Raw genomic sequence first — 21,963 nt, forward strand, 5'->3', positions numbered from 1 at the left:
GCCGCCCGTGCGGGCGAGACTCTCGGGAAGGCGCTACGTGAGTCCCAACGGCTCCGACCGCTCGTCGCGGCGCCCGATGCGGCGGAAGCTGCCGCAGGTGCTGACTGCGGGCCTGGTCCTGGCGACGGCCTCCGGTTGTTCATACAACTGGGAAGATTTCCCCCGCCTCGGTATGCCCACCCCGGTGACGGAAGAGGCCCCTCGGATCCTCTCCCTCTGGCAAGGCTCGTGGGCGGCAGCGCTCGTCACGGGTGTCCTTGTCTGGGGACTGATCCTCTGGAGCGTCTTCTTCCACCGGCGTAGCCGGACCAAGGTGGAGGTACCTCCGCAGACCAGGTACAACATGCCCATCGAGGCGTTGTACACAGTGGTTCCGCTCATCATCGTCTCGGTGCTCTTCTACTTCACCGCGCGCGATGAGTCCAAGCTCCTCGAACTCTCCGACAAGCCGGCCCACACCATCAACGTGGTCGGCTACCAGTGGAGCTGGGCCTTCAACTACATCGAGAAGGTGGAAGGCCAGCCCGCAGCGGGCAACGAGGTCCCCAAGGAGCTCTCGGCCATCCCCGACAAGTTCCAGAAGGACTTCCCCGCGGACGCCACCGGCGTCTACGACGCGGGCATCCCCGGCACCCGCAACCCCCAGAACGGCAACCCGGGTCCGACCCTGTGGCTGCCGAAGGGGGAGAAGGTCCGCTTCGTCCTCACTTCGCGTGACGTCATCCACTCCTTCTGGGTGGTGCCGTTCCTCATGAAGCAGGACGTCATCCCGGGCCACACCAACGTCTTCGAGGTCACTCCCAACCGGGAGGGCACCTTCATGGGCAAGTGCGCCGAGCTCTGCGGCGTCGACCACTCCCGGATGCTCTTCAACGTCAAGGTCGTCTCCCCGGAGCGGTACCAGCAGCACCTCAAGGAGCTGGCTGAGAAGGGTCAGACGGGCTACGTGCCGGCAGGCATCGAGCAGACCGACCCGGCCAGGAATGCGGAGAAGAAGCAACTGTGAGCATCCTCAACGAACCTCAGGGTGCCGCACCGGCAGACGACTCGTACGAGGACGAGCTGCCGGTCCGGCGCAAGCAGCCGGGCAATGTCGTCGTCAAGTGGATGACCAGTACGGACCACAAGACGATCGGCACGCTCTACCTGGTCACGTCGTTCGCCTTCTTCATCATCGGCGGACTCATGGCGCTCTTCATGCGCGCCGAGCTCGCTCGTCCCGGCACGCAGATCATGTCGAACGAGCAGTTCAACCAGGCGTTCACGATGCACGGCACGATCATGCTGCTGATGTTCGCGACGCCGCTGTTCGCCGGGTTCGCCAACTGGATCATGCCGCTGCAGATCGGGGCGCCCGACGTGGCGTTCCCGCGGCTGAACATGTTCGCGTACTGGCTGTACCTCTTCGGCTCGCTCATCGCGGTGGCCGGGTTCCTCACGCCGCAGGGCGCCGCCGACTTCGGCTGGTTCGCCTACGCGCCGCTGAACGACGCGGTCCGCTCGCCGGGCATCGGCGCCGACATGTGGATCATGGGTCTGGCCTTCTCGGGCTTCGGCACGATCCTCGGCTCGGTCAACTTCATCACCACGATCATCTGCATGCGCGCACCCGGCATGACGATGTTCCGCATGCCGATCTTCACCTGGAACGTCCTGCTGACCGGTGTCCTGGTCCTGCTGGCCTTCCCGGTTCTCGCCGCCGCGCTCTTCGCGCTGGAGGCGGACCGTAAGTTCGGTGCGCATATCTTCGACTCCGCCAATGGCGGCGCGTTGCTCTGGCAGCACCTCTTCTGGTTCTTCGGACACCCAGAGGTGTACATCATCGCCCTGCCGTTCTTCGGCATCATTTCCGAGGTCATTCCGGTATTCAGCCGCAAGCCGATGTTCGGCTACATCGGTCTGATCGCCGCGACCATCGCCATCGCCGGTCTCTCGGTGACGGTGTGGGCGCACCACATGTACGTGACGGGCGGCGTGCTGTTGCCGTTCTTCTCCTTCATGACATTCCTCATCGCGGTGCCGACCGGTGTGAAGTTCTTCAACTGGATCGGCACGATGTGGAAGGGGTCACTGTCCTTCGAGACCCCGATGCTCTGGGCCGTCGGCTTCCTCATCACCTTCACCTTCGGTGGTCTGACCGGCGTCATCCTGGCCTCGCCCCCGATGGACTTCCACGTCTCGGACTCGTACTTCGTCGTCGCGCACTTCCACTACGTCATCTTCGGCACCGTGGTCTTCGCGATGTTCTCCGGATTCCACTTCTGGTGGCCGAAGTTCACCGGCAAGATGCTGGACGAGCGGCTCGGGAAGATCACCTTCTGGACGCTGTTCGTCGGCTTCCACGGCACCTTCCTGGTGCAGCACTGGCTCGGTGCCGAGGGCATGCCGCGTCGTTACGCGGACTACCTCGCCGCCGACGGCTTCACCGCGCTGAACACGATCTCCACGATCGCGTCCTTCGTGCTCGGCCTGTCGATGCTGCCGTTCTTCTACAACGTCTGGAAGACCGCCAAGTACGGCAAGAAGATCGAGGTCGACGACCCCTGGGGTTACGGCCGTTCGCTGGAGTGGGCGACCTCCTGCCCGCCCCCGCGGCACAACTTCCTCACCCTGCCGCGGATCCGCTCCGAATCCCCGGCGTTCGACCTGCACCACCCGGAGATCGCGGCGCTCGAACAGCTCGGGCACCACTCCGAGTCGGACAAGGCCCTCGCCGGCGGCAAGGAGGCAGGCAAGTGAAGATCCAGGGACAGATGTTCATCTGGCTGAGCGTCTTCATCCTCGGCATGGCCATCGTCTACGGCGTGTGGTCCAAGGAGCCGATCGGCACCACGGCCCTCTTCCTGGCCTTCGGGCTCTCGGTCATGATCGGCTTCTACCTGGCCTTCACGGCCAACCGGGTCGACGCCATGGCCCAGGACAACAAGGAGGCGGACGTCGCCGACGAGGCCGGCGAGCTGGGGTTCTTCTCCCCGCACAGCTGGCAGCCGCTCTCGCTGGCGGTCGGTGGAGCCTTCGCCTTCATGGGCGTCGTCTTCGGCTGGTGGCTGCTGTACTTCTCCGCCCCGCTGCTCCTGATCGGCCTCTTCGGCTGGGTCTTCGAGTACTACCGCGGAGAGAACCGCACCCAGTGACACCCGCCTGAGGGTGCCACCGCACTACCCCACGAGGGGCCCGCGTCGCAAGCAAGCGACGCGGGCCCCTCGCTCGTTCGGAGGCATTGGACGCGCTGGATCGGATGAATCTTCTTAGCGTGAGGTCATGAACCACACGCCGCGCATCCGCACCGTAGTGAGCTGCACTCTGCTGGTCGTGACCCTCGGCGCGGGTGCGACCGCCTGTGGCGGCTCCGACGGACATCCGCTGTCGACGAAGCCGTACGACGCGGGGGACCAGGTCTCCTTCAACGGCCCCTCCAAGAACGAGAAGGCCGACCCCGACAAGCCGCTGGAAGTCACCGTCAAGGGTGACGACAGCCGCATCACCGACGTCAGCGCCGTGGACACCGGCGGCCGCCACCTGGCGGGCGAGCTCTCCGCCGACGGCCGCCGCTGGCGCTCCACCGCCCCGCTGGCCGCCGGAACCGGATACACCGTCAGGGTCTCCACCGAGAACCAGGACGGCGCTCCGGGCGCCCGTACGCTCTCCTTCGAGACCTCCTCGCCCAAGAAGCTGCTGAAGGTCTCCTTCGGCCCCCAGGCGGGCACCTACGGCGTCGGACAGCCCATCACGGCGGAACTCAGCGCTCCGGTCACCGACAAGGCCTCACGGGCCACCGTCGAGCGCGCCCTGAAGGTCCGCTCCACCCCGGCCGCCTCCGGCTCCTGGTACTGGGTCGACGACAAGAAGCTGCACTACCGCCCCCAGGAGTACTGGCCCGCCAACGCCACCATCGAGGTCCGCTCCAACCTGGCGGGCATCAAGGTGACCAACGCCCTCTACGGAGCCGAGGCCAAGCCCCTCAAGATCACCACCGGGGACCGGATCGAGGCCCTCACCGACGCCTCGACCCACACCATGACGGTCCTGCGCAACGGAGAAGTGATCAACACCATTCCGGTCACCACCGGCAAGCCCGGCTTCTCCACCCGCAACGGCGTCAAGGTGGTGCTCGCCAAGGAGTACTACGTACGGATGCGCGGCGAGAGCATCGGCATCGCGGCCGGCTCCTCGGAGTCGTACGACCTGCCCGTCTACTACGCCGCACGGGTGACCTGGAGCGGTGAGTACGTCCACGCCGCGCCCTGGTCCGTCGGCTCCCAGGGGTACGCCAACGTCAGCCACGGCTGCACCGGGATGAGCACCAGCAACGCCGCCTGGTTCTTCGACACCGTGCGCCAGGGCGACATCGTCAAGGTCGTCGGCAGCGCGGGGGAGACCATGACCCCGTTCGACAACGGGTTCGGCGACTGGAACCTCTCCTGGGAGAAGTGGCAGCAGGGCAGCGCCCTCAACGAGGGGGTGCCGGACAGCCCGCAGACGCTCCAGGCGGCCCGGCTGCGGCCCCATGTCTGACCGCGCGCAGAAGGGGAGCGCCCCGCACCGCGGGGCGCTCCTCACATGTCCGCGGGGGCCGCTCACGCCTCCACGGAGAGCCGGGCGCGCAGCAGCGCCGCCAGGGCCTCGGAGAACTCCACCGGGTCCACCGGCAGCGTCACCGCGGCCTCCGCACGGCTCCAGGTGGCCAGCCACGCGTCCTGCGGGCGGCCGATCAGCAGAAGGACCGGGGGGCAGTGGAAGATCTCGTCCTTGATCTGCCGGCAGACGCCCATGCCCCCGACGGGGGCCGTCTCGCCGTCCAGCACGCAGACGTCGACCCCGCCGGCGTCCAGCGCCGCCAGCACGGCCGGAAGCGTCGCGCACTCCAGGAACCGCACCGGCGGCACGTCGGCGGCGGGCCTGCGGCCGGCCGCCAGCTTCACCTGCTCGCGGATGTTGGCGTCGTCGCTGTAGACCAGGACCGTGGCGGTCGCCTGCATTGTTCCTCCGTGACATCTGTGTCTTCGGGGCTCTCGGGGCATGAACCGATGCGCGGATCGTACTCCGCCCGACCCGCCGTCAGCACCGGTAAGGACACCGATTCGATGGGCCGTTCGGGCAGGACACACACCGCTGACACACCGAACGGCACCCCCCGGAGTGAGGGCGGGATAAGCGACCGACATAATGTCGGTCGTGGCGACAGCAACGACAGTAGAAACCGGGCACGCGCACCCGTCGGTCAATCGGCCGAACCTCACCAGCGTCGGAACCATCATCTGGTTGAGTTCCGAGCTGATGTTCTTCGCGGCCCTCTTCGCGATGTACTTCACCCTTCGATCGGTGATGGGACCCGAATACTGGAAGGAGATGGCCGGTCACCTGAACTTCCCGTTCGCGGCCTCGAACACCACGATCCTGGTGCTCTCCTCACTCACCTGCCAGCTCGGCGTCTTCGCCGCCGAGCGGGGCGACGTGAAGAAGCTCCGCACCTGGTTCATCGTCACGTTCGTGATGGGGTCGATCTTCATCGGCGGCCAGGTCCTGGAGTACGTGGAGCTGGTCAAGGAGGCGGGGCTCTCCCTCTCCTCCGACCCGTACGGCTCGGCGTTCTACCTGACCACCGGCTTCCACGGCCTGCACGTGGTGGGCGGTCTCATCGCCTTCCTGCTGGTCCTCGGCAGGACGTACGCGGCCAAGAGGTTCACCCATGACCAGGCCACCGCGGCCATCGTCGTGTCCTACTACTGGCACTTCGTGGACGTGGTCTGGATCGGTCTGTTCGCGACGATCTACATGATCAAGTAACCGGGCTCGCACCCACCCACCATCGACGCAGAAGATCCTGACACCGGGGTAATCCGTGAAAAAGCTCTCCGCACGACGACGCCATCCGCTGGCGGCGGTCGTCGTACTACTCCTCGCGCTGGCGGCTACCGGGGGGCTGTACGCCGCGTTCGCGCCTGCGGGTAAGGCGCAGGCCGACGAAACCGCCCAGTCCCTCGCCATCGACGAGGGGAAGAAGCTCTACACCGTGGGCTGCGCCAGCTGCCACGGGACCGGCGGTCAGGGCACCACCGACGGGCCGTCCCTCGTGGGCGTGGGCTCCGCCGCCGTCGACTTCCAGGTCGGTACGGGCCGTATGCCCGCGCAGCAGCCGGGCGCCCAGGTACCGAAGAAGAAGAAGATCTACAGCCAGGCGGAGATCGACCAGCTCGCGGCGTACGTCGCGTCGCTCGGCGCCGGTCCGATCACGCCGACCGACAAGCAGGTCGACCCGGCCGGCGCGAACATCGCCAAGGGCGGCGAGCTGTTCCGCAACAACTGCGCCCAGTGCCACAACTTCACGGGCAAGGGCGGTGCGCTGACCAACGGCAAGTACGCCCCGGACCTCGAAGGCGTGAGCCCGAAGCACATCTACGAGGCCATGCAGACCGGCCCGCAGTCCATGCCCTCCTTCCCCGACACGATCATGCCGGAGCAGGAGAAGAAGGACATCATCGCGTACATCAAGTCCGTGAACGGTGATGAGACGCCGAGTCCTGGCGGTCTCGCCCTCGGCGGTCTCGGCCCGGTCAGTGAGGGGCTCTTCGCCTGGATCTTCGGGCTGGGCGCACTCGTCGCAGCCGCCGCCTGGGTCGCGGCCCACACCGCTAAGGCCAAGAAGTCATGAGTAGCCAAAAGATTCCAGAAGACAACCTGCCCGTAGTGCAGGAGACCGCGCACGGCGCGGTGGAGGGTACGGACGACCCGTTCGCCGACCCCGGGCTGCCGGCGCACAAGCCGCGTATCCAGGACATCGACGAACGCGCCGCGAACCGTTCCGAGCGGGCCGTCGCGTTCATGTTCACGCTCTCGATGCTGTCGACGGTGGGCTTCATCGCGTCGTACGTCATCTTCCCCGTGGACAAGATCGTCTACATCTGGCCCTTCGGCCACGTGAGCCCCCTCAACTTCTCCCTGGGGCTGACGCTCGGCTTCGCGCTCTTCTTCATCGGCGCGGGTGCCGTCCACTGGGCGCGCACCCTGATGTCCGACGTCGAGGTCGCCGACGAGCGCCACCCGATCGAGGCGGCCCCCGAGGTCAAGGCCAAGGTCCTCGCCGACTTCAAGGCCGGTGCCGAGGAGTCCGCGATCGGCCGCCGCAAGCTCATCCGCACGACCCTCTTCGGTGCGCTGGCCCTGGTGCCGCTCTCCGGTGTGGTGCTGCTGCGCGACCTCGGTCCGCTCCCGGAGAAGAAGCTCCGGACCACCATGTGGGCCAAGGGCAAGCTGCTCGTCAACATGAACACCGGCGAGCCGCTCCGTCCGGAGCACGTCCCCGTGGGATCGCTGACCTTCGCCAAGCCCGAGGGCCTGGAGGAGGAGTCGCACGACTTCCTCTCGCAGATCGCCAAGGCCGCCCTGATGATCGTCCGCATCGAGCCGGACGACATCAAGGACAAGCGCCAGCGCGACTGGGCCCACGAGGGCATCGTGGCCTTCTCCAAGATCTGCACCCACGTCGGCTGCCCGATCAGCCTGTACGAGCAGCAGACACACCACGTGCTCTGCCCGTGCCACCAGTCCACCTTCGACCTCTCCGACGGCGCCCGCGTCATCTTCGGTCCGGCCGGCCACGCGCTTCCGCAGCTGCGGATCGGCGTGAACAGCGAGGGCAACCTCGAGGCGCTCGGTGACTTCGACGAGCCCGTCGGTCCGTCCTTCTGGGAGCGCGGATGAGTACTGCGACCACCACCCCGCCCGCCGACCAGGCGGGACAGCGCAAGGCACCCGCGGGCGAGCGGGTCGCCGACTGGGCCGACGGCCGACTGGGCATCTACGGCCTGGCCAAGGCCAACATGCGCAAGATCTTCCCGGACCACTGGTCCTTCATGCTCGGCGAAGTGGCCCTCTTCAGCTTCATCATCATCATCCTCACGGGTGTGTACCTGACGCTGTTCTTCCAGCCGAGCATGAACGAGGTCGTCTACCACGGCCCGTACGAGCCCATGCAGGGCATCCTGATGTCGGAGGCCTACGCCTCCACGCTGAAGATCAGCTTCGAGGTCCGCGGCGGTCTGCTCGTCCGGCAGATCCACCACTGGGCCGCGCTGATCTTCCTCGCGGCGATGTTCGTGCACATGATGCGCGTCTTCTTCACGGGCGCCTTCCGCAAGCCGCGCGAGATCAACTGGGTCTTCGGCTTCCTGCTCTTCGTGCTCGGCATGTTCACCGGCTTCACCGGCTACTCCCTCCCGGACGACCTGCTCTCCGGTACGGGTGTCCGCTTCACCCAGGGCGCGATCCTGTCCGTGCCGATCGTCGGTACGTACATCTCGATGTTCCTGTTCGGCGGCGAGTTCCCCGGCCACGACTTCGTGGCCCGGTTCTACTCGATCCACATCCTGCTGCTTCCGGGCATCATGCTCGGCCTGCTGGTGGCCCACCTCATCCTGGTGGTCTTCCACAAGCACACGCAGTACCCGGGCCCCGGCAAGACGAACAAGAACGTCGTCGGCATGCCGCTGCTGCCGGTCTACATGGCCAAGGCCGGAGGCTTCTTCTTCCTGGTCTTCGGCATCATCGCGATCATCTCGGCCATCGCCACGATCAACCCGATCTGGGCGCTCGGACCGTACCGCCCGGACCAGGTGTCCACCGGCGCCCAGCCCGACTGGTACATGGGCTTCGCCGAGGGGCTGGTCCGTGTCATGCCCGGCTGGGAGATCGTCTTCTGGGGCTACACGCTCAACCTGGGCGTGTTCATCCCGCTGGTCGGCTTCGGCCTGGTGCTCACCCTGCCCGCGGTGTACCCGTTCATCGAGTCCTGGATCACCGGGGACAAGCGCGAGCACCACATCCTGGACCGCCCGCGCAACGCCCCGACCCGTACGGGCCTCGGCGTCGCCTGGATCACGGCGTACTTCATCGGCCTCGTCGGCGGTGGTAACGACCTGTGGGCCACGCACTTCCACCTGTCGATCAACGCCATCACCTGGTTCGTCCGGATCTTCTTCTTCGTCGGACCGGTCATCGCGTTCATCGTCACCAAGCGGATCTGCCTCGGCCTCCAGCGCCGCGACAAGGAGAAGGTGCTGCACGGTCGCGAGACCGGCATCATCAAGCGCCTGCCGCACGGTGAGTTCGTGGAGGTCCACGAGCCGCTCTCCCAGGAGAAGCTGCACACGCTCACCCAGCACCACCAGTACAAGCCGCTCGAACTCGGCCCCGAGGTCGACGAGAACGGCGTCAAGCGTAAGATCCCCGTACTGCAGAAGGTCCGGGCCAAGCTCAGCAAGGGCTACTACGGCGAGAACAACCAGATCGCCAAGCCCACCGCCGAGGAGTACAAGGAGATCACCGAGGGCCACGGCCACCACTGATCACCTGAACTGATCGCCACCGCGGGAGCCCCGTCCATCCGATGGACGGGGCTCTTCGCGGTCCCGGCGGCTGGATAGGGTGGAGCCGTATCTTTCCCGGCTGTGGACCCCCTGGAGCGGACCATGAACGTTGTGACCCCGAGCGGCGGCGACAGCGTGGCGGACCGTTCCTGGCCCGGCCTGCTGAACCCCCTGCTGCGCGGCGAGAACCTCTCCTCCGAGGAGACCGCCTGGGCGATGGACCGCATCATGAGCGGCGAGGCCACCGACGCGCAGATCGCCGGCTTCGCGGTCGCGCTGCGGGCCAAGGGCGAGACCGTCGAGGAGGTCACCGGGCTGGTACGCGCGATGTACGCGCACGCCAACACCATCGAGGTGCCCGGCCGCACCGTCGACATCGTCGGCACCGGCGGCGACCTCGCCAAGACCGTCAACATCTCGACCATGGCGGCGATCGTCATCGCCGGTACCGGTGCCAAGGTCGTCAAGCACGGCAACCGGGCCGCCTCCTCCGCGAGCGGCTCCTCCGACGTCCTGGAGAAGCTCGGCGTCAACCTGGAGCTGACCCCGCAGCGGGTGGTGGAGGTCGCCGAGGCTGCGGGCATCACGTTCTGTTTCGCCGTCAAGTTCCATCCCGCCCTGCGGTACGCCGCCAAGGCCCGCAAGGAACTGGGCGCGCAGACCACGTTCAACATCCTGGGCCCCCTCACCAATCCGGCCCAGGTGCGCGCCCAGGCGATCGGGGTGGCCGACGCCCGGATGGCGCCCATCGTCGCGGGCGTGCTGGCGGAGCGGGGCAACTCGGCACTCGTCTTCCGCGGCGACGACGGGCTCGACGAACTGACCACCACCGCCACCTCGCGGATCTGGGTGGTCCGCGACGGGGGGGTGCGCGAGGAGCCCTTCGACCCGCGCGACGTCGGGCTGAACATCGTCCCCGTGGAGGCGCTGCGCGGCGCCGACGCCTCGTACAACGCGGATGTGGCCCGCCGCCTGCTGGACGGCGAGGGCGGCGCGGTACGGGAGGCGGTGCTGCTCAACGCGGCGGCGGCGCTCGTCGCGCTCGACCCGGGGACCGGTGGGTCGCTGACCGAGCGGATCGCGGCGCAGATCCAGGTCGCCGCCGAGGCCGTCGACTCCGGTGCGGCCAAGCACGCCCTGGAGCGCTGGGTGGCGGCCAGTAACGCCTGAGGCACGCGGAGTGTGACGCGGGGCGCGGTCCGGCATCCGGACCGCGCCCTTGCGCGTCCCCGTAGGTATGGCAAGATGCTGCGCAGGTCATGAGTGACAGCGACTACGGCCCCGGCCCGCTGTCCGGCAACCCTCCGTCCGTGGCGGGGTGCCCCGGGTGAAGACCAGGCCGCAGGCAGCGAGGTCTGCGGCAAGCGCGGGCCCCTCGGCGTCCAGTGGACGTCAGCCCCCGGGGTCCTGGTCCCTAGGGAGCCTCTTGTGAGCAAGCGAATGCGCTAGGGCTCGTCCCAGGGCTTCTCCGTGCCCTGGGCTGATAGCCCTTCTTCCGCGCACCCTCTTTCCCCACCCCTCTCCAGCGCTGCCGCGTTTCCGCCGGCGCACGGATTTCGCCTGCCTCGTACGGGAGTTCGCCATGTCTGTCTCCACCGCTGCCATCGACTCGTCGGTTTGTGCCCCGCTGCCTGTTCTGGGGCAGGATGTCACTGTTCCGCTCGTCACCGGTGGTGAAGTCGCCTACGCCGCACTCGACTACGCCGCCAGCGCCCCGGCCCTCCAGCGGGTCTGGGACGACGTCGCCGCGTACGCCCCGTACTACGGCAGCGTCCACCGCGGTGCCGGCTACCTCTCGCAGCTCTCCACCGACCTCTTCGAGAGCAGCCGCCGCACCGTCGCGGAGTTCCTCGGCTGCCGCGCCGACGACCAGGTCGTCTTCACCCGCTCCACCACCGACTCCCTCAACCTGCTGGCCGCCGCGCTCCCGGACGGCTGCCAGGTCTTCGTGTACGAGACCGAGCACCACGCCTCCCTGCTGCCCTGGCGCGACGCCCGGGTCACGTACCTCGACGCGCCCCGCACCCCGGGCCAGGCGGTCCAGACCCTGGAGCGGGCGCTCGCGGACCGCGACCCCTACGGCCCGGCCCTCGTCTGCGTGACCGGTGCCTCCAACGTGACCGGTGAGCTCTGGCCGGTGAGGGAGCTGGCCGCCGCCGCGCACGCGCACGGGGCCCGGATCGTCCTGGACGCCGCCCAGCTCGCCCCGCACCATCCGGTGGACATCGCCGAACTGGACGTCGACTGGGTCGCGTTCTCCGGCCACAAGCTGTACGCGCCCTTCGGCTCGGGCGTCCTCGCGGGCCGCGCCGACTGGCTCCAGGCCGCCGAGCCCTACCTGGCCGGCGGCGGCGCCTCCCGCAGGGTCGCCCGGCGCGCGGACGGGGGCGTGGACGTCGACTGGCACACCACGGCCGCCCGCCACGAGGCCGGTTCGCCCAACGTGATCGGCGTCTACGCCATCGCCTCCGCCTGCAAGGCCCTCACCGAGGCGGGGTTCGACACGCTGGTGGCCCGGGAGCAGGAGCTGGTGCGCCGGGTCAGCGAGGGGCTGGCCGAGGTGCCCGAGGTCCAGGTGCTCTCGCTCTTCGGGGACGACGCGCCCCGGGTCGGGGTCATCTCCTTCGTGGTGCGCGGCTGGAACAGCTCGCACTTCGCCGCCGCCCTCTCCGCCGAGTACGGCATCGGCGTCCGCGACGGCCTCTTCTGCGCCCACCCGCTGGTGCGCACCCTGCTCGGCAGCGACCCGCAGGACCCGGGGGAGTGCGGCGCCCCCGAGGCCGAGCCGGGCGAGCTCCCCCAGCCTTCGGCCGGGGGGACCCCCTCCTCGCTTCGCTCGCTCAACGCCATCCGGGTCAGCTTCGGGGCCGGTACGCCGGACGAGCACATCGAGCGGTTCCTGCGCGCGGTCTCCGAGCTGGTCCGCGAGGGCGCCCAGTGGAAGTACCGCACCGAGGACGGCCGTTGCGTCCCGGACCGGGGCGAGGCCGCGCAGGTCTGAGGCGTGAGAACCACTTCGGCCGGGTACGGGCGCGCTGCCCGTCCCCGGCCGACGTGCGTACGTCCTACGCGTCCAGGCCGATCGCGAACGCCGCCTCCAGGTCGTGCTGGGAGTACGTACGGAACGCCACATGGGTGTCGGTGCCCTCGACGCCCGGGATCTTGCTGATCCGGCCCGGGATGACATCGGCCAGGTCGTCGTGGCGGGCGACCCGGACCATGGCGATCAGGTCGTAGGTGCCGGTGACGGAGAAGACCTCGCTGACACTGTCCAGCGCGGCGATGGCCTCGGCGATCTCCGGAATCCGGTCCACGCTGGTCTTGATGAGCACGATCGCGGTGATCACGGCTGTCTGTCTCCCTCGGTCGCCGTGGCTGGAAGCCTCACTCTAGCTCTCCGCCCATAGCCCACCCAGGCGCAGAGGAACCCGGCCGCGAACCCCGCCACGTGCGCCAGGTACGCCACCCCCGGCCCCGCGTCCGCCGCCTGGGCCGCCGCCCACTGGAGTCCGAACCAGAAGACCAGCACGATCCAGGCCGGGAAGCGCAGCGGCAGGAAGAAGAGGAACGGGAAGAGGCTGGTCACCCGGGCCTTCGGGAAGAGGTACAGGAAGGCGCCGAGCACCGCCGAGATCGAGCCCGACGCACCGACCAGGGTCTGCTGCGAGTCCGCGTGCGCCGCCGCATAGCAGACCAGCGCCAGATAGCCGCACCCCACGTAGAAGAGCGCGAACCGCACCCGGCCCATCCGCTCCTCGGCCATCGCCCCGAACACGTACAGGAAGAGCAGGTTGCCCAGCAGGTGCAGCCAGCTGCCGTGCACGAACAGCGCGGTGAACGGGGTGAGCAGGGCGCGGGGCGAGCCCTTCCACAGCTCGGCCGGGATCACCCCCCACCGCTCGAAGTACCCGGCCTGCGCGGCGAGCAGCGCGTCCTGGCTGCCGTAGGAGGCGCCGCCCAACCCGGAGAGCGGGCTGATCAGGAAGATCGCGCCGCACAGGGCGATCAGCCCGTAGGTCACCGACGCCCCGCCCGCCGCCCGCTCCCGGGCCTTCCCGCCCGTGGCCCACCGGGCGAACCGCCGTACGTCGATCATGTACAGAGCATGACGTACCGGAGGAGAACGGGACGGAGCGCCTCGCCGTGCCGATGCCTATACGCGAGGCCGTAGGGTTACGCCAGGACTTCCGCAGTTCGACGGCGCACCGCGAGATCCTTGACGTAGGACAGGAAGAGACGCGGCGGCGCGCCCGGCGCGGTCTCCGGCAGACGACGAAAGAGGACGCAACGATGACGACGGTTCCCCTGCCGACCGACGGGACCCGCTGGCGCTGCACTCTGTGCGGCAACCTCACGCGCTTCGACGTGACGCGGTCCTCCAAGGTCGTGGAGTACGTCCATCTCGACCTGGCCGGTGAGTCCAGTGTCGAGGAGCGGGAGGTGGTCAGTGAGACCATCGAGTCGGTCCGCTGTCGTTGGTGCAACGCGGTGGACCAGATCGAACTGGTGGACAGGCCGGGTGCCGCCTCCTAAGGGAGCGCACCGACAGACATATCTATGGGGTGACGGACGGTGGAACAGCCGACCAGCGGCGCCGAACCGGCCGATGCGGCCGACGGCGGTGCAGAGGCGCTCGACCGCCCGCTGCCCGAAGGCGTACGGCGACGGGTCGTCGCCCTGGTCGCGGAGGCCTTCGGCGGGCTGACCGTCACCGAACTGCCCCCCCAGTTGCGGCAGTATGCCCGGTTCACCCCCACCCGGCGGGCCAAGTTCGCCGGGAACGCGATGGCCGCCGCCCTGGAGAGCGACCCGCTCTTCCGGCGGCGCATCGGTGAGCGGTTGAGCCACTCCCAGCCGGAGCTGGCCGGTGCGCTGGAGGCGGGTGCGCCGCCCGCCGCCGCCGACCCGGTCGACGTGGCGGCCGCCGCCTACGTGCTGCGGCCGGTGGGCTGGGTCAAGCTGGTCGAGGCGGCCGGCGAGGAGGTCCAGCGGGCCGACGCGGAACGGGTGGACGAGGAGACCCGGCGTGAACTGGCCCAGCTTCGCGAGGAGTTGGAGCGGGCGCGCGCTCACACCCGCGCCGAGACCGAGCGGCTCCGCGCCGAGCTGGACACGGCCCGAAAGGAGTCCGAGTCGCTCCACCGCAAGCTCCGCTCCGCGCTCAGCGAGGTGAAACGCGGCGAGGCCGCCCTGCGCCGCGCCGCCGCCGAAGCGGACGCCCAGCGGGCCGAGGCGGCGGCCCAGCTCTCCGCCGCCGAGAGCGAGTCGCGTCGTCTCAAGGGGCGGCTGGGGGAGGCCGAGGCCGCCCTGGAGGCGAGCCGGCGGGCCGCCCGCGAGGGCCGCTCGGTGGAGGACATGCGGCTGCGGCTGCTGCTGGACACCGTGCTGGACGCGGCCTCGGGGCTCCGGCGCGAACTGGCCCTGCCCCCGGTGACCACCCGCCCGGCCGACAGCGTGGACGCGGTGGAGCCGGGCCGGATGTCCCCCAAGGACATCGCCGCCAGGGCGCTTTCCGAGACGGATCCGGCGCTGCTCGACCAGCTGCTGGCGCTCCCGCAGGCCCACCTCATCGTGGACGGCTACAACGTCACCAAGACCGGCTATCCGCAGATGCCGCTGGAGAAGCAGCGGCTGCGGCTGCTGGGCGGCCTGTCGATGCTGGCCGCCCAGTCCGGCGCCGAGGTGACCTGTGTCTTCGACGGCGCCGAACTGGCCGCGCCGGTGCTGCTCGCCCCGCCGCGAGGGGTACGGGTGCTGTTCAGCAAGGCGGGGGTCACCGCGGACGAGCTGATCCGCCAACTCGCCCGCGCGGAGCCCCCGGGGAGGCCCGTGGTGGTCGTCTCCACCGACCGTGAGGTGGCCGACGGGGTGGCCAAGGCCGGGGCCCGGCCCGTCGCGTCCGTCTTGCTCCTCAAGCGGCTTTCGCGCGTCCAGGGCTGAATGTTCGGCATGTGTGACATGCCGGATTTCTGGGAACGTACCGTCAAGTCATCGCTACACGTGGTGCGGTGAGAGTAAAGAAGTGCCTGGTGTGACAAGAAAAATCCTGTGAGGATTTGAACTGATCACAAGATGGTCACTAGGGTCAGGCCTCGAACCTTCGCACGGTTGACCACCCATCGGGGGTGGCGGCGAAGGAACCGCCGAGTCCGTGAGCGCACGGAGCCGGGGAATCCTCCCCCACAGCCCGGTAGGCGGCTCTGAGGAAGAAGGAGCTCGCCTTCGTGGCGTCCCACCGTCGTCCCAAGCAGCCGAGCCGCGCCCGCGTGACCGTGCTCACCGCGACCGCCGCCGCGGCCGTCGCCCTGACCTCCCAGGCCGCCCACGCCGACCCCAAGCCGACCAAGAACGAGGTCAAGGCGAAGGTCGACAAGCTCTACCACGAGGCCGAGGCCGCCACCGAGAAGTACAACGGCGCCAAGGAGCAGCAGGACAAGCTGAAGAAGCAGGTCGACGCGCTCCAGGACAAGGTCGCCCGCGGCCAGGACGAGCTGAACGAGCTGCGCGGCGAGCTGGGCTCGATCGCCACCGCGCAGTACCGCTCCGGCGGTATCGACCCCTCGATCGCCCTCTTCCTCGCCTCGGATCCGGACAGCTTCCTCGACCAGGCCTCCGCACTCGACCAGCTGACGGTCAAGCAGACGGAGTCCCTGCAGAAGATCCAGGCCAAGCAGCGGACCCTCGCGCAGCAGCGCAAGGAGGCCCAGGACAAGCTCGGCGACCTCGCCGAGGTCCGCAAGCAGCTCGGCGAGAACAAGAAGAAGTACCAGGGCAAGCTGGCCGACGCGCAGCGACTGCTCAACAGCCTCACCGCCGCCGAGCGCGCGAAGATCCAGGAGGAGGAGGCGGCGAAGGACCGCGCCAGCCGCGCCACCAGCGAGCGCGTCCAGCTCGGCAACGAGGCCCCCGCCTCCAACCGCGGCGCCGCCGCCCTCTCCGCCGCCGCCACCCAGCTCGGCAAGCCGTACGTCTCCGGCGGCTCCGGCCCCAACTCCTACGACTGCTCCGGGCTGACCCAGTGGGCCTTCGCCCAGGCCGGCGTCAACATCAGCCGGACCACCTACACCCAGCAGAACGACGGGGTGAAGATCGGCCGCGGCCAGCTCAAGCCGGGCGACCTGGTCTTCTTCAACGGCCTGTCGCACGTGGGCTTCTACGCCGGGAACAACCAGATCCTGCACGCCCCGAAGCCGGGCACCGTCGTCCGCTACGAGTCGATGAACTACATGGGCACCTTCCAGTTCGGCGTCCGCATCTGACGCGTACCCACCGGGAGTGAGGCGCCTGACACCCCGGGCGCCACGCCCGCCGAGGACGACGCCCGAACGAGGGAATCGCCTCTCCCCACGCTGACGCCCTGCCCCGCCGGAGACCGAGGTCACCGGCGGGGCAGGGCTGTTCGACGCCTCCTCCGCCACCGGCGAGGTCTTTGGCCGCCCGGTAGTCGTCCGATTACTGTCTGGCTGCTGTGCGGCTCCCGCCCATCAGTCCGCCCGCTCCCGGGCGGCAGGGGGCCGCGCGTTCCTGCGTCAACTGCGTCAGCGGAAGGAAGTGCGGCTTCCTGTGGTGTCCCATCGCCGTCCCACCCAGTCAGGCATCCCCCGGAGCGTCCGCGTCACGGTCGTCTCGGCCGCGGCGGCCACCGCGGCCGCCACCCTCACCGGAGCCCCGGCGAGCGCCGACCCCAAGGACACCCGCGAGAGCGCCAAGGCCGCCGTCGACCGGCTCTACGGCGAGGCCGAGCGGGCCACCGAGCGGTACAACGAGGCCGGGGAGCGGGTGGCACGGCTGCGCGGCGAGGCCGACCGGGCCCAGGACGCGACCGCCCGCGGCCAGGAGGCCGTCAACCGGATGCGCAACGCGCTCGGCGCGATGGCGGGCGCCCAGTACCGCACCGGAGCCATCGACCCGGCCCTCGCCCTGCTGCTCTCCTCCGACCCGGACACCTATCTGGAGCGGGCCGCCGCCCTCGACCGGGCCGGTGCCCGCCAGGCGCTGACCCTGGACAAGCTCCGGCACGCCCAGCGCGGGCTCGCCCAGACCCGCGCAGAGGCCACCCGCGCCCTCGCCGAGCTGGAGCGCAACAGGGCTGCCGTCACCCGCCACAAGAGATCCGTCGAGGCCAAGCTCCGCCAGGCCCGCCAGCTGCTCGCCTCGCTGCCCGCCGAGGACCGCGCCTCCTTCGACCGGGCCTCCCGCTCCGGCCGCACCGGCGCCCCCGACCTCTCCGGCGTCGCCCCCGGCTCGGCCCGCGCGATGTCGGCCGTGGCCGCCGCGCACCGGGCGCTCGGCAAGCCGTACGTGTGGGGCGCCAACGGGCCCTCCGGCTTCGACTGTTCCGGCCTCATGCAGTGGGCCTACGCCCAGGCCGGGGTGAGCCTGCCCCGCACCTCCCAGGCCCAGCGCTACGCGGGCCGCATGGTGCCGCTCTCCCAGGCCCAGCCCGGCGACCTGGTCGCCTACCGCGCCGACGCCAGCCACATCGGCATGTACGTCGGCAACGGCCAGGTCATCCACGCCCCCTACCCGGGCGCCGCGATCCGCTACGACCCGGTCGGCATGATGCCCGTCTCCTCGGTCACCCGCGTCTGACGCCTCCCGGCCGCCGCGCCGACCCGGCCGCACGACCGGATCGGGCCGTCATCGGGCCCGGCGGCCCGCCTGGACCGGACCGCCGCCCGCCGCGGACCGTACGATCGGCAGGGTGGCCGGACTGGGACGAGGTACGCGAGCGGGGCGACCCCGGTTCCCCCGGCGTGCCGCGGGACTCCTGCTCGCTGCCCTGCTGACCGCCACCGCCCCCGGCTGCGCGCCCCCGGCCGGTGCCGACACCTCCCTCACCGTCCGGGAGCTCGACGCCACCCTGGAGCGCCGGGCCGCAGCCGTCCTCGCCAAGGACCCCGCGGGGTACCTGGAGTCGATCGCCCCCGAGGCCGAGAAGCTGCGGGCCGCCCAGCGCACGGAGTTCGCCAACCTCGCCGACGTACCCCTGGAGTCCTGGACGTACGAGGTGCGGGGAACGCCCGAGCAGGACGGAGACTGGGCCACCGCCGAGGTGGAGCTGCGCTACCGGATCGACGGGTACGACACCGCGCCCGTCGCCACCCGCCGCACCCTGGAGCTGATGCGTGAGGGCGACCGGTGGTACGTCACCGCCGACCGGCCCGCCGAGGGGGCCTTCGACCAGCTCTGGCACCAGGGGGAGGTGGAGGTCGTCCGGGGCGCCCACAGCCTCGTCCTGGGCGTCGGGCGCCCGCGGGAGGAGCTGCGCCGGATCGCGGACACCGTGGACCTCGCCGTACCGGCCGTCTCCGACGCCTGGCCGGGCGAGTGGGCGCGCCGGGTGGTCGTCCACGTCCCGGACTCGGTGAAGTCCATGGCAGGGCTGCTGGGCTCCCCGGAGAGCAGCTACCGGGGGATCGCGGCCGTCACCACGGGGGAGGCGGGGACCGGCGGGGAGCGCCCGGCCATCGCGGACCGGGTGATCGTCAACCCGCAGACGTACCCGTCCCTCGGCAGCTTCGGCCAGCGCGTCGTCCTGACCCATGAGACGGTCCATGTCGCCACCCGGACCAGCACCTCCGCCGCCACCCCCGTCTGGCTCTCCGAGGGCTTCGCTGACTGGGCCGCCTACCGGGGCGAGGACCGTGCCCCCGACCTCATCGCGCCCGCGCTGACCACGGCCGTCCGGGCCGGAGACGTACCCGACGCGTTCCCCGCCGACGAGGACTTCGGCTTCGACGGCGACCCCGACCGGCTCGCCCGGGCCTACGAGAGCGCCTGGACGGCCTGCGAGCTGATCGCGGAGCGGTGGGGCAAGGAGAAGCTGACCGCCTTCTACGCGGCCGTGGGGGCCCACTCCGGGCGGGACGGGTCGGTGGAGCAGGCGATGGACGCGGTGCTCGACACCACGCCGGAGCGGTTCACCGCCGACTGGCGCGACTACCTCGGCACCCGGCTCGGCTGAACCCCGGCGACCGGGGCCGCCTTCGCCGCCGCCCCCGGCACCGTCTCCCGCCACAGCCGCCGTGCGGCGATCACCGAGGCGGCCACCAGCAGCCCGTTCCGCAACGACAGGAGCGCCACGCCCCACGCGCCGCTCGCCACCACCTCGCCGAAGTACACCGGGAACTCCAGCACCGTCACCCCGGCCGCCACCAGCACCAGCACGGCGGGCCGCACCATCCCGCCGTTCCGGAAGGCCAGGCAGACCGCGGCCAGCCCGACCAGCCACACCACGTACTGCGGGCTGATCACCCGGCTCGTCGTCGTGAACAGCAGCACCGCCGTGAACGCGGCCTGCGCCGGGGTGTGGGCGGCGAACGTGCGGGCCCGCAGCCGCCACACCAGCAGCCAGCCCAGGGCGAGCGCGGCGAGCCCCAGCGCCAGAGCGGAGACCACCTCCACCCCCGGGCCGAGGAACTCCATCGACCCGTAGTGCAGCTCCACCCGCCCCTCCCACCCGAAGTGCCGCGCCAGGTGGAACCAGAGCGCCCCCAGCGACTCGATCTCCGTGCCCCGGTCCCGCTGGAAGGCGAGGAACGCGTACGCCCCCGGCATCCAGAGCCCGAACGCCACCGCCAGACCGGCCCCCGTCAGCGCCGCCGCCGACCAGGCCACCCGGGTCGGCCGCCCCCGCCGGACTCCCACCAGCACCAGCGCCGGCCACACCTTCAGCAGCCCCCCGAACGCGGCCAGCACCCCCATCACCCGGGGCCACCGCACCCCGGCCAGCAGCGCGGCCACGGCCACCGCCGTCACCATCAGGTCGTAGCGGGCGTAGACGGTCGGCCCCAGCAGCGGCACCCCCGCGATCCACACCCACGCGCCCGCCGTCCTCATCCCCGGCCGCCGCCCCGCGTACAGCAGCAGCCCGCACACCAGGGCGTCGCAGAGCAGCACGAGGGCGTAGAAGGCGGTCGCGTACCCCCAGAAGGGCAGCAGGGCGGGGGAGAGGAGCGCGAGAGCGGCCCCGGGCGGGTACTGCCAGGTGACGTCGTCCAGCGGATACGTGCCGGTCAGCAGCGTCTCGTACCAGCCCCGGTAGATCACCGACACGTCCACGGTGACGTCCGGGCCGGGGACGGTGAACACATGGAACACGCAGAGCAGCAGCGCGGCCCGGGTCAGCGCCCAGGCCGCGTACGGCGGGAGCCCGTACGGCAGGCGCGCGTACGGCGGACGTCCGTACGGCAGGAGTCCCGCGCCGACGGGTGATCGCCGTGCCGTCATCGCCGCTGCCCTCGATCGTCTCCCGGCCCCTGTCCGGCGGCCCATGATGCCGGGGAGCGAGGGCGGCGGCGGTGAAGCGCGGCCGTTCGGTACTGTCAGCCGCGATGGACAAGACCCTGATCGTGACCAACGACTTCCCGCCCCGCCCCGGTGGCATCCAGGCGTTCCTGCACAACATGGCGCTGCGGCTGGACCCCGACCGGGTCGTCGTCTACGCCTCCACCTGGAAGCGCGGCGAGGAAGGTGCGGCGGCCACCGCCGCCTTCGACGCCGAGCAGCCCTTCACCGTGGTCCGCGACCGGACGACGATGCTGCTGCCGACCCCCCGCGCCGCCCGGCGGGCCACCGACCTGCTGCGCGAACACGGCTGCACCTCCGTCTGGTTCGGCGCCGCCGCCCCGCTCGGGCTGATGGCCCCGGCGCTGCGCCGCGCGGGCGCGAAGCGGCTGGTGGCCACCACCCACGGCCATGAGGCCGGCTGGGCCCAGCTGCCCGCCTCCCGGCAGCTGCTGCGGCGGATCGGAGAGGGGACGGACACCATCACCTATCTGGGTGAGTACACCCGCTCCCGCATCGCCGCCGCCCTCACCCCGGACGCGGCCGCCCGCATGGTCCAGCTGCCGCCGGGCGTCGACGAGAAGACCTTCCACCCGGCCTCCGGCGGCGACCGCGTCCGCGCCCGCCTCGGCCTGACCGACCGGCCCGTGGTCGTCTGCGTCTCCCGCCTGGTGCCGCGCAAGGGCCAGGACACGCTGATCCTGGCCATGCCCGCGATCCTGGCGCAGCTCCCGGACGCGGTGCTGCTGATCGTCGGCGGCGGCCCGTACGCCAAGGAGCTGAAGCGGCTCGCCGAGGAGACCGGGGTGGCGGACTCGGTGCGGTTCACCGGGCCCGTGCCGTGGGAGGAGCTGCCCGCGCACTACGGGGCCGGGGACGTCTTCGCCATGCCGTGCCGGACCCGGCGTGGGGGGCTCGACGTGGAGGGGCTCGGGATCGTCTACCTGGAGGCGTCCGCGACCGGGCTGCCGGTGGTGGCCGGGGACTCGGGCGGCGCGCCGGACGCGGTGCTCGACGGCGAGAGCGGGTGGGTGGTGCGCGGCGGCAGCGCCGAGGAGTCGGCGGACCGGATCGTGACGCTGCTCCGCGACCCGGAGCTGCGGCAGCGCATGGGGGAGCGGGGCCGGGCCTGGGTCGAGGAGAAGTGGCGCTGGGACCTGCTGGCGGAGAAGCTCAGGACGCTGTTGTGACCGCACGGGGGCGGGCTCGCGGCTGACGCCCGCCGCCCTGCCGCGACCATACGGAGAAGGGCCCGTGCCCCGTACGCGGAAGGGTCCCGCACCGACTCCCGGTGCGGGACCCTTCTGTC

20 protein-coding genes and 1 riboswitch are annotated in these 21,963 nt (G+C 70.5%); of the genes, 16 read left to right on the forward strand and 4 right to left on the reverse strand.

Features of this window, described 5'->3' with window-relative positions:
• Nucleotides 1–37 precede the first annotated feature (37 nt).
• The 4 genes from ctaC (at nt 38) to AC0682_RS27235 (ending at nt 4,515) form a co-directional block, all read left to right on the forward strand.
• Nucleotides 38–1,006 carry an aa3-type cytochrome oxidase subunit II gene (ctaC, locus tag AC0682_RS27220; protein ID WP_254812702.1) on the forward strand — a complete coding sequence of 323 codons (969 nt, stop codon included), beginning with the start codon at nt 38–40 and terminating at the stop codon, nt 1,004–1,006.
• Nucleotides 1,003–2,739 (forward strand): aa3-type cytochrome oxidase subunit I, encoded by a 1,737-nt coding sequence (ctaD, locus tag AC0682_RS27225; RefSeq protein WP_478535724.1) that lies wholly within the window; start codon nt 1,003–1,005, stop codon nt 2,737–2,739. The genes ctaC and ctaD overlap by 4 nt, the downstream gene beginning before the upstream one ends.
• Complete coding sequence (locus AC0682_RS27230) at nt 2,736–3,134, forward strand: cytochrome c oxidase subunit 4 (protein ID WP_254812703.1); 399 nt, start codon at nt 2,736–2,738, stop codon at nt 3,132–3,134. The genes ctaD and AC0682_RS27230 overlap by 4 nt, the downstream gene beginning before the upstream one ends.
• A 127-nt stretch (nt 3,135–3,261) precedes the next feature.
• Nucleotides 3,262–4,515 carry a L,D-transpeptidase gene (locus AC0682_RS27235; protein ID WP_254812704.1) on the forward strand — a complete coding sequence of 418 codons (1,254 nt, stop codon included), beginning with the start codon at nt 3,262–3,264 and terminating at the stop codon, nt 4,513–4,515.
• A 62-nt stretch (nt 4,516–4,577) separates the two neighbouring features.
• Here AC0682_RS27235 and AC0682_RS27240 read toward each other — a convergent pair whose 3' ends face one another.
• A complete protein-coding gene (locus AC0682_RS27240) occupies nt 4,578–4,979 on the reverse strand; it encodes a DNA-binding transcriptional response regulator (RefSeq protein ID WP_254812705.1) in 402 nt (133 codons plus the stop codon).
• A 187-nt stretch (nt 4,980–5,166) separates the two neighbouring features.
• Between AC0682_RS27240 and ctaE the strand changes: the two genes are divergently transcribed.
• The 6 genes from ctaE to AC0682_RS27270 all read left to right on the forward strand — a co-directional run bounded on the left by ctaE (nt 5,167) and on the right by AC0682_RS27270 (nt 12,366).
• Complete coding sequence (gene ctaE / locus AC0682_RS27245) at nt 5,167–5,787, forward strand: aa3-type cytochrome oxidase subunit III (RefSeq protein ID WP_254812706.1); 621 nt, start codon at nt 5,167–5,169, stop codon at nt 5,785–5,787.
• 55 nt (nt 5,788–5,842) lie between these two features.
• Nucleotides 5,843–6,652 carry a cytochrome bc1 complex diheme cytochrome c subunit gene (gene qcrC / locus AC0682_RS27250; protein WP_254812707.1) on the forward strand — a complete coding sequence of 270 codons (810 nt, stop codon included), beginning with the start codon at nt 5,843–5,845 and terminating at the stop codon, nt 6,650–6,652.
• The gene (gene qcrA / locus AC0682_RS27255) at nt 6,649–7,701 is read left to right on the forward strand and encodes a cytochrome bc1 complex Rieske iron-sulfur subunit (protein WP_254812708.1); all 1,053 of its coding nucleotides are present in this window, start codon (nt 6,649–6,651) and stop codon (nt 7,699–7,701) included. The genes qcrC and qcrA overlap by 4 nt, the downstream gene beginning before the upstream one ends.
• The gene (gene qcrB / locus AC0682_RS27260; protein WP_254812709.1) at nt 7,698–9,344 is read left to right on the forward strand and encodes a cytochrome bc1 complex cytochrome b subunit; all 1,647 of its coding nucleotides are present in this window, start codon (nt 7,698–7,700) and stop codon (nt 9,342–9,344) included. The genes qcrA and qcrB overlap by 4 nt, the downstream gene beginning before the upstream one ends.
• A 123-nt stretch (nt 9,345–9,467) precedes the next feature.
• Entirely contained in the window at nt 9,468–10,535 is a 1,068-nt protein-coding gene (gene trpD, locus AC0682_RS27265; RefSeq protein WP_478535727.1) for an anthranilate phosphoribosyltransferase, read from the forward strand.
• An 85-nt stretch (nt 10,536–10,620) separates the two neighbouring features.
• A riboswitch (SAM riboswitch) is annotated at nt 10,621–10,738 on the forward strand.
• Nucleotides 10,739–10,947: 209 nt separating this feature from the next.
• Nucleotides 10,948–12,366: an aminotransferase class V-fold PLP-dependent enzyme gene (locus AC0682_RS27270; protein ID WP_478535729.1), complete on the forward strand. Its 1,419-nt coding sequence runs from the start codon at nt 10,948–10,950 to the stop codon at nt 12,364–12,366.
• 64 nt (nt 12,367–12,430) lie between these two features.
• Here the strand turns inward: AC0682_RS27270 and AC0682_RS27275 are convergent, their stop codons facing one another.
• Both AC0682_RS27275 and AC0682_RS27280 read right to left on the reverse strand, forming a co-directional pair.
• A complete protein-coding gene (locus tag AC0682_RS27275) occupies nt 12,431–12,712 on the reverse strand; it encodes an Lrp/AsnC family transcriptional regulator (protein ID WP_003969641.1) in 282 nt (93 codons plus the stop codon).
• A complete protein-coding gene (locus AC0682_RS27280; RefSeq protein WP_254812712.1) occupies nt 12,709–13,461 on the reverse strand; it encodes a rhomboid family intramembrane serine protease in 753 nt (250 codons plus the stop codon). The genes AC0682_RS27275 and AC0682_RS27280 overlap by 4 nt, the downstream gene beginning before the upstream one ends.
• A gap of 194 nt (nt 13,462–13,655) precedes the next feature.
• Here AC0682_RS27280 and AC0682_RS27285 point away from each other — a divergent pair, with 194 nt between their 5' ends.
• The 5 genes from AC0682_RS27285 (at nt 13,656) to AC0682_RS27305 (ending at nt 19,332) form a co-directional block, all read left to right on the forward strand.
• A complete protein-coding gene (locus AC0682_RS27285) occupies nt 13,656–13,898 on the forward strand; it encodes a hypothetical protein (protein ID WP_015608051.1) in 243 nt (80 codons plus the stop codon).
• 39 nt (nt 13,899–13,937) lie between these two features.
• Nucleotides 13,938–15,305 (forward strand): NYN domain-containing protein, encoded by a 1,368-nt coding sequence (locus tag AC0682_RS27290; RefSeq protein WP_254812713.1) that lies wholly within the window; start codon nt 13,938–13,940, stop codon nt 15,303–15,305.
• Between the two features lie 284 nt (nt 15,306–15,589).
• Complete coding sequence (locus AC0682_RS27295; RefSeq protein WP_254812714.1) at nt 15,590–16,624, forward strand: C40 family peptidase; 1,035 nt, start codon at nt 15,590–15,592, stop codon at nt 16,622–16,624.
• 304 nt (nt 16,625–16,928) lie between these two features.
• On the forward strand, nt 16,929–17,957 hold the full coding sequence (locus tag AC0682_RS27300; RefSeq protein ID WP_254812715.1) for a C40 family peptidase: 1,029 nt from the start codon (nt 16,929–16,931) through the stop codon (nt 17,955–17,957).
• 112 nt (nt 17,958–18,069) lie between these two features.
• Complete coding sequence (locus AC0682_RS27305) at nt 18,070–19,332, forward strand: hypothetical protein (RefSeq protein WP_478535730.1); 1,263 nt, start codon at nt 18,070–18,072, stop codon at nt 19,330–19,332.
• Here the strand turns inward: AC0682_RS27305 and AC0682_RS27310 are convergent.
• On the reverse strand, nt 19,308–20,561 hold the full coding sequence (locus AC0682_RS27310) for a glycosyltransferase 87 family protein (protein WP_437441682.1): 1,254 nt from the start codon (nt 20,559–20,561) through the stop codon (nt 19,308–19,310). The genes AC0682_RS27305 and AC0682_RS27310 overlap by 25 nt on opposite strands.
• 140 nt (nt 20,562–20,701) lie before the next feature.
• On the opposite strand from AC0682_RS27310, the gene AC0682_RS27315 reads away from it, so the two are divergent.
• Entirely contained in the window at nt 20,702–21,844 is a 1,143-nt protein-coding gene (locus tag AC0682_RS27315; protein ID WP_478535732.1) for a glycosyltransferase family 4 protein, read from the forward strand.
• The last annotated feature ends 119 nt before the right edge of the window (nt 21,845–21,963 follow it).

The organism is Streptomyces sp. NPDC043746 (assembly GCF_056436485.1).

Coding starts and splice junctions, on each gene's coding strand:
- AC0682_RS27235 (WP_254812704.1), top strand. CDS start 3,262: ATGAACCACACGCCGCGCATCCGCACCGTAGTGAGCTGCACTCTGCTG.
- AC0682_RS27240 (WP_254812705.1), bottom strand. CDS start 4,979: ATGCAGGCGACCGCCACGGTCCTGGTCTACAGCGACGACGCCAACATC.
- ctaE (WP_254812706.1), top strand. CDS start 5,167: ATGTCGGTCGTGGCGACAGCAACGACAGTAGAAACCGGGCACGCGCAC.
- qcrA (WP_254812708.1), top strand. CDS start 6,649: ATGAGTAGCCAAAAGATTCCAGAAGACAACCTGCCCGTAGTGCAGGAG.
- qcrB (WP_254812709.1), top strand. CDS start 7,698: ATGAGTACTGCGACCACCACCCCGCCCGCCGACCAGGCGGGACAGCGC.
- trpD (WP_478535727.1), top strand. CDS start 9,468: ATGAACGTTGTGACCCCGAGCGGCGGCGACAGCGTGGCGGACCGTTCC.
- AC0682_RS27270 (WP_478535729.1), top strand. CDS start 10,948: ATGTCTGTCTCCACCGCTGCCATCGACTCGTCGGTTTGTGCCCCGCTG.
- AC0682_RS27280 (WP_254812712.1), bottom strand. CDS start 13,461: ATGATCGACGTACGGCGGTTCGCCCGGTGGGCCACGGGCGGGAAGGCC.
- AC0682_RS27285 (WP_015608051.1), top strand. CDS start 13,656: ATGACGACGGTTCCCCTGCCGACCGACGGGACCCGCTGGCGCTGCACT.
- AC0682_RS27315 (WP_478535732.1), top strand. CDS start 20,702: ATGGACAAGACCCTGATCGTGACCAACGACTTCCCGCCCCGCCCCGGT.